This is a genomic window from Shewanella sp. SACH (genome assembly GCF_001887095.2).
GTDB lineage: Bacteria > Pseudomonadota > Gammaproteobacteria > Enterobacterales > Shewanellaceae > Shewanella > Shewanella baltica.
In genome coordinates, this window is the sequence record NZ_MPDG02000001.1 from 1,124,683 (window position 1) to 1,140,639 (window position 15,957).

General features: G+C 45.6%; 9 protein-coding genes. 3 read left to right on the top strand and 6 right to left on the bottom strand.

Going from position 1 to position 15,957, the window contains the following annotated elements; genetic code table 11:
• Window positions 1-48: 48 nt before the first annotated feature.
• Together BM607_RS04950 and BM607_RS04955 are read left to right on the top strand one after the other, a co-directional pair.
• On the top strand, window positions 49-1,785 hold the full coding sequence (locus BM607_RS04950) for a thiamine pyrophosphate-dependent enzyme (RefSeq protein WP_071939787.1): 1,737 nt from the start codon (window positions 49-51) through the stop codon (window positions 1,783-1,785).
• A 9-nt stretch (window positions 1,786-1,794) separates the two neighbouring features.
• Window positions 1,795-3,294 carry an FMN-binding glutamate synthase family protein gene (locus BM607_RS04955; RefSeq protein WP_071939788.1) on the top strand — a complete coding sequence of 500 codons (1,500 nt, stop codon included), beginning with the start codon at window positions 1,795-1,797 and terminating at the stop codon, window positions 3,292-3,294.
• 21 nt (window positions 3,295-3,315) lie between these two features.
• Here the strand turns inward: BM607_RS04955 and BM607_RS04960 are convergent, their stop codons facing one another.
• The 6 genes from BM607_RS04960 to BM607_RS04985 form a co-directional block, all read right to left on the bottom strand.
• Window positions 3,316-3,525, bottom strand: a complete 210-nt coding sequence (locus BM607_RS04960; RefSeq protein WP_006081509.1) for a hypothetical protein — start codon at window positions 3,523-3,525, stop codon at window positions 3,316-3,318.
• A gap of 327 nt (window positions 3,526-3,852) precedes the next feature.
• A complete protein-coding gene (locus tag BM607_RS04965) occupies window positions 3,853-4,236 on the bottom strand; it encodes a VOC family protein (protein WP_006081510.1) in 384 nt (127 codons plus the stop codon).
• A gap of 472 nt (window positions 4,237-4,708) precedes the next feature.
• Window positions 4,709-6,982, bottom strand: coding sequence for an alpha-amylase family protein (locus tag BM607_RS04970; protein ID WP_071939789.1), 2,274 nt, complete (start codon window positions 6,980-6,982; stop codon window positions 4,709-4,711).
• Window positions 6,979-9,312: a glycoside hydrolase family 13 protein gene (locus BM607_RS04975; protein ID WP_087486477.1), complete on the bottom strand. Its 2,334-nt coding sequence runs from the start codon at window positions 9,310-9,312 to the stop codon at window positions 6,979-6,981. Before BM607_RS04975 ends, BM607_RS04970 begins: the two co-directional genes overlap by 4 nt.
• A gap of 100 nt (window positions 9,313-9,412) precedes the next feature.
• Window positions 9,413-10,912 carry a tryptophan halogenase family protein gene (locus tag BM607_RS04980; RefSeq protein ID WP_071939790.1) on the bottom strand — a complete coding sequence of 500 codons (1,500 nt, stop codon included), beginning with the start codon at window positions 10,910-10,912 and terminating at the stop codon, window positions 9,413-9,415.
• Between the two features lie 128 nt (window positions 10,913-11,040).
• Window positions 11,041-13,767, bottom strand: a complete 2,727-nt coding sequence (locus tag BM607_RS04985) for a TonB-dependent receptor (protein ID WP_071939791.1) — start codon at window positions 13,765-13,767, stop codon at window positions 11,041-11,043.
• Between the two features lie 496 nt (window positions 13,768-14,263).
• Between BM607_RS04985 and BM607_RS04990 the strand changes: the two genes are divergently transcribed.
• Window positions 14,264-15,886, top strand: a complete 1,623-nt coding sequence (locus tag BM607_RS04990) for an alpha-glucosidase (RefSeq protein ID WP_071939792.1) — start codon at window positions 14,264-14,266, stop codon at window positions 15,884-15,886.
• Window positions 15,887-15,957: the final 71 nt, after the last annotated feature.

A 15,957-nucleotide genomic window follows, 5' to 3' on the forward strand; every position in this document is an offset into this window, starting at 1 on the left:
GCTTGGTCATTAATATAGAAATTTTTTATCTAAACGTTGGAGCCAATTATGTCAAAAAACGTAGCGGATCATCTAGTCGAAATGCTAGTAGAAGCGGGTGTTAAGCGAGTTTATGCCGTGACTGGCGATAGTCTTAATCCGGTCAATGATGCTGTACGAAGGGATGGCAGATTGCAATGGATCCATGTCAGACACGAGGAAGCGGGCGCTTATGCGGCATCTATGGAAGCTGAGCTAAATGGTATCGGTTGCTGCATGGGCAGCAGTGGTCCTGGGCATGTTCATTTAGTCAATGGACTCTATGATGCCAATAGAGCTGAAAATCCGGTTATCGCGATTGCTTCAACTATTCATACTGAAAAAATGGGCCTGGACAACTTTCAAGAGACAAGACCCGAAGCGTTATTTCAAGATTGTTCAAAATATGTGTTTCTCGCCAATACCCCTAAACAAGCTGTCAATGGTTTGCAAACGGCGATTCAGCATGCCATCAGCAAGAAAGGGGTCGCTGTGCTCGGGCTTCCCGGTGATGTGGCTTCAGCAAGTCTGGAATCTGTGCATACTGCTAATAAAAATTTCTACACCCAACCCAGAATAACCCCAAGCCATAAACAGCTTCAAGAACTGGCAAACGTCATTAATGAACATGACAAAGTGATGCTGTTTTGTGGCCATGGTTGTCGCTATGCCGTTGAAGAAGTGATGACATTGGCCGAAAGGCTTAACGCTCCTTTGGGATATAGTTTTCGAGGCAAAATATTTTTTGAGCGTAAAGAAAATCCTTATGCCGTTGGATTAAATGGGCTGTTAGGCAATAAATCCGGTTTTGAAGCCATGCATCAAGCCGATGTCCTGTTGATGCTGGGCACGGATTTTCCTTATAGTGAGTTCCTTCCCGAAAAATGCAAAATTATTCAAGTCGATACTAAACCCGAAAAATTAGGTCGTAGAGCTAAAGTGGATTTTGGCTATTGTGGTGATATTAAATCAACCCTTGAAGATCTCATGCCGTTAATTGATGCTAAAACATCCACGGATTTCCTCGATAAAACCCGTTCACTGCATCAAGAAATTGAAGCTATCTATGAGAGCTATGTGGAAGAAAAGGGCTCTGAAAAAAATATTCACCCAGAATATGTTGCCCATTTGGTGGATAAACTTGCCGATGACGATGCGATATTTACCGTTGATACGGGGATGAGCGCCGTGTGGGCCGCGCGTTATTTAAAGGCGGGAGCCAATCGCTATCTGACCGGTTCCTTTAATCATGGATCGATGGCGAATGCCATGCCTATGGCTATGGGGGCTGGTTTATCACAACCAGACCGGCAAGTGATTGCGTTTTGTGGCGATGGCGGTATTTCAATGCTGCTCGGCGACTTAATGACCATTAGCCAATATCAAATTCCTGTCAAAATCATCATCTTTAACAATCGTTCGTTAGCCATGGTGAAACTTGAAATGCGGGTCGAAGGTTATATGGAGTGGCAGACGGATATGGTTAATCCTGATTTTATAAAATTGGCAGAGGCGATGAACATTGCTGCATGGGAGGCGACGGAGTCCAAAGATGTGGAACTCGCACTGGTAAATGGATTCAAGCATAAGGGACCTGCGATAATCAATATTTTTACTGATCCCAATGCGTTGGCAATGCCACCCACCCTAAACTTCGAGCAAGTAAAAGGCTTTGCAGCATCGATGACAAAATTAATGGTCAATGGAAAATTTGCCGAAATCGTCGATACGACCAAGAACGATTTAAAATACTTACGGGAGTTATGATAAAACATCATGAAGCAAGCCATTCGATTCACCACAATTGTCCTGGTTATTTTTGTCGCCATCATAGGCATTATACTCTGGCCTTTAGCGGGTTTGATTATGCTGGTGGCTTCGCTCGGGCTGCTTGGATTGTATGATTTATTTCAAGCAAAACACTCGATACTGAGAAACTTTCCTGTCATCGGACATATGCGTTACCTATTAGAAATGATAGGCCCAGAGCTGCATCAATATTTCGTTGAGTCCGATACTGATGGCAAACCCATTAACAAGAATCATCGCAATTACATCTACGAGCGAGCCAAAGAGCAAAATCAAACACGCCCCTTTGGCACTCAGCTCGATGTATATGATGATAATTATAAATGGATGCAGCACAGCATCTATCCGGCGAAGAAAATGGACACTCCGCCACGGGTTATCATTGGCGGGAAAGATTGCCAACAACCTTACAGTGCCAGCCTGTTTAATATCTCAGCCATGAGTTTTGGCGCTTTGAGCAAAAATGCCATTCAAGCCTTAAATTTGGGCGCTAAAGCAGGTGATTTTTTTCATGATACCGGCGAGGGCGGGATATCCGAATACCATTTACAAGGTGGCGATTTAGTGTGGGAAATCGGCACTGGGTATTTTGGTTGTCGCACCGAGAATGGCTGTTTCGATGTGGAAAAGTTTAAACAAAAGGCCAATTGGGAGCAGGTGAAGATGATTGAAATCAAACTCTCACAAGGTGCAAAACCCGGGCATGGAGGGGTACTTCCCGCAGCTAAAAATAATCAGGAAATTGCTGAAATAAGAGGTGTTCAACCCCATACCGATGTGCTTTCACCTCCCGGCCATTCCGCTTTTAGCGATGCAGAAGGGTTATTGCAGTTTGTTGAGCAATTGAGAGTGTTATCCAACGGAAAACCAGTCGGCTTCAAACTTGCCATAGGCAGTAAACAAGAGTTTATTGAAATATGTGAAAAAATGCTCGAAACAGGTATCAAACCCGATTTCATCACTGTGGATGGAGCGGAAGGGGGAACTGGCGCCGCCCCCATCGATTTCTCAAACTATGTCGGTATGCCTTGGGAAGATGCACTGATTTTTGCCGTGGATACGCTCAATACCTACAAGCTCAAAAAAGACATAAAAGTGATTACGGCGACTAAGATTTTTACCGCTTTTGATCTGTTTAAAGCCCTTTGTATTGGTGCTGATGTGTGTAACTCCGCTCGGGGTATGATGCTGGCTTTGGGTTGTGTTCAGTCCCTAAAATGCAACACCAATGAATGCCCTACAGGCGTCACCACAAATAACCCCACATTAGTGCGAGGCTTAGTGGTTGCAGAAAAGTGGAAAAGAGTCCGCAATTATCACCAACATATGTTGGACGATTTCTTGGCATTATTGGCCGCTTCGGGCTGCCATTCACTTGATGAAATGAATCGAAATTTAATTTATAGGAAAGTGGATAAGCAATGGCATTCCTATGCTGAAGTGGTAAAAACTCAGCGGATTTTATGAATTTTGCACTGACTCTTACGCTTACAACTTCACAAAATACGGTAGTGCGATGAGTGCTATGCCGATGCAGACGAGTAAGATTAGGTTGCTGACAAAATAAGGGTAGATCATCAGGGTTATCCCAACGACGAGGGGGATGGGCGCGCCTTGGCGTTTACCATAGGTGAAGAAACCTATGCCGAAGACACCAAATAGCATGCTCCAAATCAGTACCGCGGGATTATCTAGCACGCTTTGTTCCTTTTTATCTTCTGCATCGACTTAAGTTTGTCGTAATAGCTCATCACATTAGCTCATCACATTAGCCCATCGCATTAGCGCTTAGTCACTGCTCATAATGAGTTCTTAAGCATAGTGAGTGTAATCCTAAAGCAGACTTTCGGCGATTAAGCTTTCTTCATATTGCGACGTCACACTGTGACTTGAACTGCTACTTGTAATTGGCATTTGAACGGCAACTTGAGATTCGCACTTGATACAGTGACTTCGGATTTTGACCTCATAGCGGCGTTAAACACGCTTTCATATTTGCAGCTCGTTTGAGTTCCGATTGGGATTTTACACTTGGTAAAGCTCTAGGGGTAAACCGTCAGGATCGCTGAAAAAGGTGAATTGTTTACCTGTGTACTCATCAATACGAATGGCTTCGACTTCAATATTATGTGACTGCAAGTGTGCAACGGTTGCATCAATGGATTGTACCCGAAAGGCTAAATGCCTAAGCCCGCAAGCTTCGGGATAGCTCGGTCTTTGTGGCGGCTTGGTAAAAGAGAACAGCTCGATTTGACTTAAATCCGGCAATTGTAGATCGAGTTTAAAGGAGCTGCGCTGCGCCCGATAATGTTCCGCCAGCGGCTTGAGCCCTAAAATTGTCACGTAGAAGTGTTTGGATTTTTCATAGTCGCTGCAAATAATCGCCGCGTGGTGTATGCCGAGTAACATAGGTTTCCTAATATCGCGTTTAAGATATTGTCTTAGCAGTGCATCTAAGTATTTATTCTTTTGTGCAGAGTAATACCAATCACATTAAATATCTAATCAGTTCAGAGCCTCACAGGCATTTCAATCCAAGGCGCATTGACGCAGAAATGGTCATTCCCTTTTAAGTCAATGCAACACGGGAGTGGGATGCCTGTGAGGCTCCCGAAGGGCGGCTGATGTTAACGGCGTAGCAACGCGCTTTATACTGCGTTTAAGGCTTTCGACAGATCACCACTATGCCTTCAAGCCTTCGCCTTGTCTAAAGCGCGTTGAACTCCCGCTGAATGAACAGATATTTTATACGATTGGTATATGTTCTTATTAGATTAAGCCCCATCATCCTAAGATGGCGGGTCTTATTTCGCAACGTGTTATCTCGTAAAAGCAGAACACAGCATTTATCGAACGCATTTGACCTTACTTATTCAGCCGCTTACTCATTCAGTTGCTTACTCGCGGACTCACTTTTCCGCTCATCTGCTACAACGGTGAGCGAGAGAATCGCCGACGACAGCGGGGCTAGGGTGAGTGCTATCTTGCCTTCACCTTGTTCAAGCTGCAGTTGGCTTGTTTGATGATCTTCGAGTAAATCCTTAAGCGGATATACGCCGTCCTTTAATTGCCACTGACGGATGAGCTCTTTGGGGAGCTTGAGCTGTAAGGCTTTTGATTCGGTCTGACTGAAGTTACTGACTACAATCAACTTTTGAGTCTGCTTTGAGGTCGGAGATATCACCTCGAAGCGGGCAAAGGCGAAGTTGCTGTCGTCATAGCCTGTTTCGTTTGCAGTGCTCTTTTGAGTACTCATATTTTGAGTGCTGTTACTTTCAGTCGCATCATTCTTACTGCGATTCGCGGCATCGAGTGAATAATATTGGCCTAACAGTGCAGGCGCCGTTTGGCCTGTGCTTAGATTCAATAGCTTTTGATAGTAAGCCCGCAGCGATGTTTCTTGCGCCGTTGATTGTCCACCATCAAACTTGCCATTGTTCATCCAGCGCTGATGGGCGGGGACACCAACATAGTCAAAAATACTGGTGCGTGATGCATGACCAAAGCCTGGATTGTCGATGGCGGCTTCTCCCACTTCTTGGCCAAAATACACTAACGTTGGTGAAGTGCCTATCGTTGCTGACACCACCATAGCGGGTAGGGCGTAGTGTGGATTTACGGCTTGGGTCTCTAGGGAGCTATTCGTTGGTTTATTTGTTTGTAGCGATGCTAAAAATGATGCATTACCAATACGTTGCTCGTCGTGGTTCTCTAAAAAGTGCAGCATGTGGGATTCAATATCGTGCACTTTTGCCTGATCCGCCGCGATATTAGCTGTGCTGGTTTTACCCGCCATCACGGCTTTTAGGGTGTCGTAAAGATCGACCTTATCGTACAGATAATCCATTTTTCCAAGCTGGATATAATCTCGGTACAACTTAGGGTTATAGACCTCGGCCAAGATAAAGGCATCGGGATTAGTGTGTTTTATCTGGCTGTTGAGGTAACTCCAAAACTCCACTGGCACCATTTCGGCCATATCGTATCGAAACCCATCGACTCCTTTTGCAAGCCAATATTGGGCAATCTGATTGAATTTAATCCAAGAGCTTGGGATCTCGGCTAAATGTTGTTGCCAGAAAGCGTAATGCTGCGCTTCAGTGAAAGTGGCGAATTTGGCTGGCAGGCGAGGGAAGTCATAGGTGCCATCTGGGCGTACACCGTAATTGATTTTAACCGTCTCATACCAATCATTAGCATCGGGCTTGGTTAAGCGTGAGCCATTGCCGGTCCACTTTGCGGGAAATTCGTCGAATTTACCGTCACTTAAGGGGTGAGCTTCTCCGCCCAGCGGTTTAAGCTCTGCGGGTAAGCTTGGCACCTCAAAGGCATGCGCTTGTCCTTTCGTTCCCTTCACACTGTTATCAACGACGTAATAGAAGTTGTTGTTTTTGGCGTACTCCAGACTGGTATCATCATCTTCGCCAAAATCGCGCACGCCTTGGGGTTTACTGACGGATTGATAATGGCGCGCCACATGGTTTGGCACAATATCGATAATCACCTTTAAGCCGTGTTGATGGGTACGGGCAATCAGCGCCTCGAACTCGGCTAAACGGTTGGCGGGGTTGACCGCCAGATCGGGGTTAACGTTGTAATAATCTTTGACTGCGTAGGGTGATCCTGCGCGTCCCTTGACCACATCGGGATCATCAGTACTTACGCCAATCTCACTGTAATCACCAATCAAGGCATGGTGCGGAACGCCCGTGTACCACACATGGGTGACGCCTAGGTCCTTGATGCTATTGAGTGCAACATCGTCGATATCATTAAATTTGCCGACACCGTTGTCGGCAATTGTTCCCCAAGGTTTATTCGTTGGGTTTTTATTGCCATAGAGGCGAGTAAAAATCTGATACACCACAGGTTTTAGCGTCATAACCTCACTCTCAGACTTTGGCTGTAACTCATTATCAAGCGCCTGCGCCGATGCATTTGCATTAGCCGATAAGCAAAAAAGCGAGGCAGTTAATAAAGCTGCACTAGATAAAGAGGCATTAAACAAAGACTGTACACATAAACTGAGTGATGAGTGCCACGACTGTCGGCGCTGCGGGGCTTTTGCTGCTTTGGTCAGTAAAGCCACGATGGGAAATTTAGCCGCTTGTTGGCTCTGAGTCACTCTGGAATCGATAGGCGATAAAAAGCTCAAGACTGAGTTCCTTTTTGAGTTGAGTTTTTGGCTAGGTTGATAGCAGTGTTGTTAGTATGAGCGCGCGTTAAAGCGTTAGCTTGATTCCTAGTGAGCATTGAATCTTGGCGGCTCGGCAAGCCAGCATTCAGCGGCGACTTAGTCTTAGACTTAGATTTAGTCTTAGAATTAGGCTTAAGCTCGAGGATAGTGACCCCTGCATGGGGCAATGTTATCGCTTGATTGAGTGAAACGGTTTTGCCACTGATGATGTCAGTAGCGGCGCCGCTATCGCCAAGGACACTGGCAAAGCGGTTTACATCTAGCGTGATTATCTTGTCATTTTTATTGTAAATCACCATGACTTTGTCGGCCGAGGGCTGAGTGCAGGCATTGTGTTGGGTTAGAGAATTCTTTTGTATCAGTGACTTAAGTGCCTCGGCTTTCTGTTCAGCTGATAATGGCGCATTTAATACGCAACGAAATTGCACATAGACACCATCTTGCGGTACAAAGTGCAGTAAATCGCCCGATTGTAGCGCAGGAGATTGTTTACGGTAATTCAGTAGGGTTCTGACAAATTGCTGTGCTTGTCGCTGGGATTCACTCAGTCCTTGGCCGGTAAAGGCGTTAGTGGCACTGTTGGCAAACCCACCGGGGAAATCACTGCGCACAACACCATCGTGACGGCCTTCTGTCGGGCTGGTCATTAACACTTCTGTACCGTAGAACAGCTGCGGAATGCGTTTGGCGGTCAGTACATAGGTGAGTGCCATCTTGTATAAGTCTATATTTTCTTTCACTAAACTGAAGATACGATTGGTGTCGTGATTGCCTTCAAATAGCACTAGTTGACTGGGTTCGGCATACACAACATCGTTGGCTAACATCTCGTAAAGCTTGATAAAACCTGTGTCCCAAGTTTCTGGCTCATTAAGGCTGGCAATTAATTTTTCATATAGCGGGAAGTCCATCAAACTGGGTAAATCTGAGGTATAGCCATCGGCATTGATTTTGCCCTTTTGCCAATAGGACACTGTGATGGGGTTTGCGGTCCATTCTTCGCCCACAATATTAAAATTAGGGTACTCAGCCATTACGGCCTTAGACCATTTAGCGAGAAACCCTTTGTCTGCGTAGGAATAAGTATCTTCGCGGATCCCTGAAAGTCCTGCGTACTCGACCCACCAAATACTGTTTTGGATAAGATAGGTTGCCAGTTTGGGATTGCTTTGATTCAGATCCGGCATAGTGTCGGTAAACCAGCCATCGACAAAATCAATATGATCTTGCGCTGCCGCGTAGGGATCTTGCACTGTAGTGCGCCTATGGCTGGTGAAACGGGGGCTGGTAACGCTGGATTTCATAGCACTGGATTTAGTAGCGGTAGACTGAATCAAGTCAGGCTTGGATTCGCGATTATGTAGCTGCGTTTTTGTGGCGTCATTGAGCCAGTCTTGGCTAGGTAAATCGTTGAGCCACCAATGATTAGAGCCGATATGATTCACGACAACATCTTTAATCACCCCAAGGCCAAGCTTGTTAGCCTTAGCGACTAAGGCTTTATAATCCTCGTTGCTGCCAAAGCGGGGATCAACGCGGTATAAATTAGTAATTGAGTATCCGTGGTATGAATACTGGGCTTGATTATTCTCAAGCAGCGGATTGACCCATAACTGAGTCACCCCGAGCTTTGCCAGATACGCTAAGTGCTGGCTGATCCCTGCGATATCGCCGCCATGGCGAGCATCGGGATAATAGGGGGTGCTGGGATTGCTAAGATGGCTAGGAGAGTTAGCCGCAACTTGCTCTAGCATATCGGCTTGATTGTCATTACTCGTGTTGCCATTGGCGAATCGGTCCGGGGTGATAAGGTAAATCACATCCTTATTGCTAAATCCTTGGCGCTCACGGCTGCCCTTAGCACGCCCTTGCAACGTATAGGGCAGGCGATAAAGAGGCGTGTTGGTTTGTGAAGCCGAGTCAGTGTTGGAAATCACCAGCTCAAAGGTTTGCGGCGCAGCTTGGCTCAGATCTAAATTGATAAACAGATAGTGAGGGTTATCAGTGTGTTCAAGGCTTTTCAGCGTGATGCCGTGCCCTTGGATATCAACCTTAAGCTGCTGCGGTAAGCTAGGCAGCTCGCGGCTATACAGCATCAACTGTAACTCAGGATTGTGCATCCCCGCCCACCAAAAAGCGGGTTCAAGTTTCAGGTCTTGAGGCTGGCTTGATGTGTCTTGAAGTGGTGAAGAGAGACTGCTTGAACTTGCCTGCGCTGTGTGGGCAGAGGCGCCTAGGCTAAGCATAATCACTAAGGAAGTGGTAAGAGTCAGCAGGTTTAATATCATATTCTTTCCTTGTTGATTCAAATTTAAACTGCAAATTCAATTTATAAATCGATGAGTTAGTACACTCTTAACGTCAGTCGTAACTCTTAAGCCGTATTTATTATTTATGTGTCGATAAGTGCGCTAAATACTGGTCATGGGTTGGTAGCTTAGTGACGGTATTATCAATAATGGTGCGCATGTTGAGCAGAAATTCACTCAGTGCTTGCGGTTGAATGGTTGCCGCTAATGGATTGAAATCCCGAGGCCTAATGCCTTGCCCCAACATGACTTGAATCCATGCGGCTTCGGTAAAGAGTTCATCTTGATGTCTAAACACTGTGCCTGTGGCACGAAATAGGGCGATTTTTTGCTGCAAACTCTCTGGCAGAACCATGGTTCGGCATTGATGCCAAAACCCATTTTCCTGAGCATCTTCCCTTTGGTTTAAATGATAGTGCAAGATAATAAAATCGCGGATTTGTTCAAATTCAAGTTGGGACTGGCGATTAAACTCATCGACATTCGCTTGTGCAATTCCTTGATGTGGAAAGAGTTTACTCAAGCGAATAATCGCTGATTGGACTAAATGCAAGCTGGTGGATTCTAAAGGCTCTAAGAATCCACTCGAAAGGCCGATGGCGACACAATTTTTATGCCACTGCTTGATTCGTCGTCCGGTCGTGAAATTGATTTTCTTAGGTTCAGCCAACGGCTTACCATCTAAATTATTGAGTAAAAGCTGTTTGGCGGCGTTATCACTGATATAGCGACTGCAATAGACTAACCCATTGCCTGTGCGGTGCTGCAGCGGGATCCGCCATTGCCAACCCGCATCATGGGCGATAGAACGTGTATAAGGCACTATTGCTGGCGTTTTTTCGCAGGGTACGGCATAGGCGCTGTCGCAGGGGAGCCAGTGTTGGTAGCTATCGAAGCCAACCTTGAGCGCTTTTTCTATCAGTAGCGCGGCAAAGCCCGAGCAATCTATAAAGAAATCGGCTTTTACGGTTTGTCCTGTTCCTAAGATTACACTTTCAATATCGCCGTTTGGCGTGAGTTCAACCGCCGTAATTTTGCCTTCGATACGCTTTACTTCGAGTTGCTCACTGAAACGTCGTAAAAATTGGGCATAGAGCGCTGCATCGAAATGATAAGCATGAGTTAAGCCGGCAAGGGGAGAGTTTGGGATCTGCTGGAGTACTTGAAATTTATTGTGTTTTGCCGCTTGGTAATTAACCGAATAATCCCAAAACGAATTGACCTCTTTTGGGGAGGTGCTGAGCCAGTAATGATGAAATTGAGTAAAACCTATATCTTTACCTACATTGCCAAAAGCATGCATATAGGCTTCATCCGGTTTGCCCCAATTTTCGAATTGAATACCCAATTTAAACGTTGCTTGGGTGGCATTGATAAAATCGGCTTCGGAAATCCCAAGGACGTTATTGAATATTTGCAGTGGTGGAATGGTGGCTTCACCCACGCCCACTGTGCCTATATCTTCAGATTCAATCAGGGTGATATTCAGTGTTGATTTAAACAATCTTGCCAACATGGCCGCCGTCATCCAACCTGAAGAACCGCCACCGACAATGACGATATCTTTGATTTTATTCATGATATAAGCCTTTCATTTTATGATTAGTGGTGATCAATTAACGCAGATGAATGACTAGCCTAGTGGCTTGAAATGATAAAGTAAAAAAGCCTCTGTAACAGGTTACAGAGGCTTTAAGCCGTGCAGGATTAGAACTTATAGTTCGCGCCTAACATAAAGTTACGGCCATAGTTTTGGTAATCACGGACTAAACGTTGATCATCGCTAGTGTAAGAGGTGAAAGGCTCGTTGGTTAAGTTGTTCACTTGGAACTGAACTGATAAACCATACAGAGACTCGATACCGCTTTCGCTAAAGTCATAACCGATTTGTGCATCGACCACTGTTTCAGCTTTGATGTTCACGTTTTCGCGTTGCAGGCTGATCTTTGTGACTTCACCGAGGAAGTCGCTGCGGTAGCGTGAGCTAATGCGTGCTTCAAAGCCTGAGTTTTCATAGTAGATCGTCGCGTTTAAGGTTTTTTCTGACAGACCTGGCAAGGTTGTTGGATTGCTGGTCGGGGTTTCCTTCACTTCACTGTCGTTGTACGAGCCGCTAATAACAGTACCAAAGCCACTTAACACATCGGCAAACATACCAAAGTCGACAGATACAGAGGCTTCAACACCTTGAACATAACCACCTTCACCGTTTTGTGGTTGGGTGACATCGCCAATTGGGTTATCAGTAGGCCCTTGTGGGAATAGGGTGCTGAAATCAAAGTCTGTATGTTGATCGTAAACGAAGTTTTCAAGATCTTTGTAGAATACCGCTACCGAGAAATAACCTTGGTCGCTGAAATAGTTTTCATAGCTTAAGTCATATTGACGGGCTAACCATGGACGTAACTCAGGATTACCTGCGTTACCACTCCAGTTAACGTTGCCACCACTTGGGTTAGCTGAATAAGTGTAGTTTAGGTTGGCATTCATTTTGTCCATGCGTGAACGGGTTAACGTGCGCGCTGCGGCTAAACGAACCACTTGGCTATCGGCGACTTCGAAACTTAAGTTAACGCTTGGCAGCCATTCAACATAGGAATCACCCGCTGTGCGCGGTGTTAACATCACTAAGCCATTTTCAACCGTTGCCACTGTACCGTCAGAGGATTGATCGGTATGAACCGCTTGTAAGCCTGCGTTGCCAGTCAAAGGAATACCAAATACTTCGGATTCAAGGTTGGCCATCACATAGCCCGTTGTCACTTTTTCCTGTACAGCCCAAGAGTTAGTAGCGCGGGAAAGATCCACATCAGCGACGTCAGTTTCTGTATAGTTACCGTCATTGTAGAAAGCCAACGAGTCGTAACTTAATACATTGCCCATGCCAAAGAAGTCGAGTGACGTTGGTGCAAGTAAGTATTGATCTGGTACTGCCATAGTGTAATTGGCAGAACCGTCATAACCTTTGAGTGTCAGGTAATAACCTTTATCTAATTTGGTTTTATCGCGATTAGTACGATTCACACCAAACTCAACGCTACGAACGGCACCGCCATCAAGCACATATTCAGCGCTTAAACGGAAGGATTTTAGCTCATCCTCAATTTCAGGTTTGTTGATAAAGCCGTCTTGAGTGTTAGCGCCTAGCGGGCTACCCCAACCGAGTGGATCGCCAAGTTTGATCAGGTTTTTATCAGAATAATCGAGGTTATGGTCAAATACATAACCGCCTTTACCGTTGTAAGCAAAGCCTAAATCGTCAACCGCACCCACACCTGTACCGCGGCCAGTTCCTGAGTAACTTTCCATACCTATGTCAGTACGGTTAGCTCTAGACATGGAGATATCGGCTTCAACATTCCAGTTATCATTGATGTTGAATTTGTTATTCCAGCCAATAGACAGAGAATCCGCATCACGTTTGTTCACGTCGTTACGGATAACGACTTCAGCGCCTTTGATGACACCTTCTGTGACTAAACCATTATCAGTTGTCGTCGGAATTACGCCACCGTTTGTGCCCCAAGCACCAGGTATTTCAATGCCTCGTAGGCGTTGATCATCGGTAAATTTTGAGTAGTAAATATCTAAGGTCGAGTGGTAAGTGGTATTTGGCGCATATTCAAATACGGCGAGTACGCCATCACGTTCTAATTCACTTGAACGAACGAAAGGTTTTGCACCACCTAAAACGCTATCACCATTGTCATTGGTTGGGTAACCCCAAGCTTGCCAACGTTCTTCTTGGTTAGGTGACATCATGCGAGCATAACCAATGGCGACACCAATAGTGTCATCGGCGAATTGGTCAATATAAGAGATACTGCCGCGGTAGCCTGTGTCACTTGAGCCGCTGTTTAATGAACCTAAATCGTTCATTTCGCCGCGTAGCGAAACGGCAATCGTTTGTTCACCGTGGGCTAAAGGACTGATTGTTTGCATATCAACCGTACCGCCGATGGCTTGTGCCATCACAGAGGCATCGGGTGTCTTGTAAACCACAACGCGATTTAATAACTCAGATGGATATTGGTCGAATTCCACACTGCGGTTATCGTTTACAGAGGCTTGTTCGCGACCATTTAATGTGGCGGTAGTGAAGTCAGGGCCCATACCGCGGATAGAAATTACGTTGGCACGACCATCGAGTCGTTGTGCCGATACGCCAGGTAATCGTGCTAGAGATTCTGCAATACTGACATCAGGTAATTTACCTATGTCTTCCGCTGAAATGGCTTCAACGATAGAAGAAGATGACATCTTAAGTGATTGGGATTCTTGCAAGCTACGACGAATACCAGTGACTTGAATCACTTCAATATTTTCATCTTTAGCTGTCTTATCTGTCGCCGCTTCATCTGCCGCATAGGAGTGCATACTCGCACCTGCGGCAATGAGCGCTAAGGTTAGCAAACTGGGTTTAAATCGCATCATATCTCTCTTCCCCTTGGAGTCGCTTTATCGCTTTGTAGAGCGTTTTATCGTTATCACCGCGTTATGTTTGCGGCCTTTTTTTTGGTATCTGGGCGCTTAATTGACTGCATAAGTGCTGCGTTTATGACCAAATTGTTATGCAACGGTGAAGATATTACTCCCGAGCTTCTTAGCGGAACAACAGAGTGCATACGTATTCAATGCCTCGTTGAGTTAAGAATAGCCGTTAATTGAGGGAAATCTCATGGAATAAAATGATTTTACCTTGCAGTTAAGTAGCTGTTAATGAATGATAAAGTGAGTTAATGCTCAATGTGGTTTCTGGCGCAGTCTTCTGCATACGTATGCAGGTGTATTGAACCTTATTTCCCTCTTCACGTATGCTCGGTGACACAAAATAAGCCGCGATACCTTTACTCTGCAGTAACAAAACGATAACTGTTTGCGTGAGTGTGTTAGGGAATGATCGCTGTAGAATAACGATAAAGGGGCAACAATGAGTGAGTTAACTTGGTGGCGTGGTGCGGTGATTTACCAAATTTATCCGCGTAGCCTTTTAGATACAAATGGTGATGGCGTTGGTGATTTACGCGGCATTATCACTAAGCTGGACTACATTGCGAGCCTCAATGTCGATGCCATCTGGATTTCGCCTTTCTTTAAATCGCCTATGGCAGATTTTGGCTACGACATCAGTGATTACCGTGAAGTTGACCCTCTTTTTGGCACTATGCATGATTTCGATGAATTGATTGAAAAAGCCCACGGCTTAGGCATTAAGGTCATTATCGATCAAGTATTAAGTCATACCTCTGATCAGCATGCGTGGTTTGTTGAAAGCCGCGAGAGCCGAACGAATCCCAAAGCGGATTGGTACGTGTGGGCCGATCCTAAGGAAGACGGCACAGCGCCTAACAACTGGCTCGCGATTTTTGGCGGTTGTGCTTGGGAATGGGAACCGCGTAGACAACAATACTATTTACATAACTTCCTGCGTAGCCAGCCCGATATTAATTTCCATAATCCTGACGTGCGCCAAGCTGTGCTTGATAATGTTGAATTCTGGCTTAAAAAAGGCGTTGATGGATTCCGCTTAGATGCGATTACCTTCTGTTATCACGATGAACAGCTCAGGGACAATCCGGCAAAACCTAAGGATAAACGTCAGGGCCGAGGTTTCAGTGAAGATAACCCTTACGCCTATCAATATCATTACTACAATAATGACCGTCCGCAAACTATCGCGTTTATCGAAGATTTACGAAAGCTTATCAATCGTTATCCTGGTGCGGTGACCTTAGGTGAAGTGTCGGCAGAAGACTCTTTAGCTGTGATGGCGGCTTACACTAAGGGTGAAGATCGCCTTCACATGGCCTACAGTTTTGAGCTATTAACCGACGATTACAGCGCCGCTTATATTCGCCAAACCGTAGAAGCATTAGAAGCGAGCATAGGTGATGGCTGGCCTTGTTGGGCTATCGGTAATCATGATGTGCAGCGCGTGGCGAGCCGTTGGGGGCAGGGCAAGCAGAATTCAGACATGGTCAAAATGCTCAATGCCATGCTAAGTTCACTGCGCGGTAGTGTGTGTAGTTATCAAGGTGAAGAACTCGGTTTAACCGAAGCGCCGATTGAATACCATGAGTTGCAAGATCCCTTTGGCAAAACCTTCTGGCCTATGTTTAAAGGCCGCGATGGTTGCCGTACGCCAATGCCGTGGCAGCAAGGCGCCGATTTTAGCGGTTTTAGTGAGGTTTCGCCTTGGTTGCCGATCGCCCCTGAGCATCAAGCGTTAGCGGTGGATGTACAAGAATCAGATGCAGATTCCATGCTTAACGGTTATCGACGTTTTCTTGCTTGGCGTAAATTACACCCAGTGCTGGTTGAAGGCGATATCCAATTTGTGGATATCAACGAGCCCATCTTGGCCTTTATCCGCACCTTAGGAGAGCTCAAAATATTCGTCGGATTCAACTTAGGCGATACCAATGTTGAGTTGGATTTATCACAGTTGGAATTGGGTGAAATATTAACGGGACACGGCCTGAAAATCGCACAAATAGAAAACAATCAGCTGAAGTTTTCGGCATTTGCCAGCTTTTATGCAGTTTTAAACTGAAAATGATTCATTTTTATTCGGCTGAGGTGTTATATACCCAAGCCCACTATTCGACGTAAAGCCGCCCACGG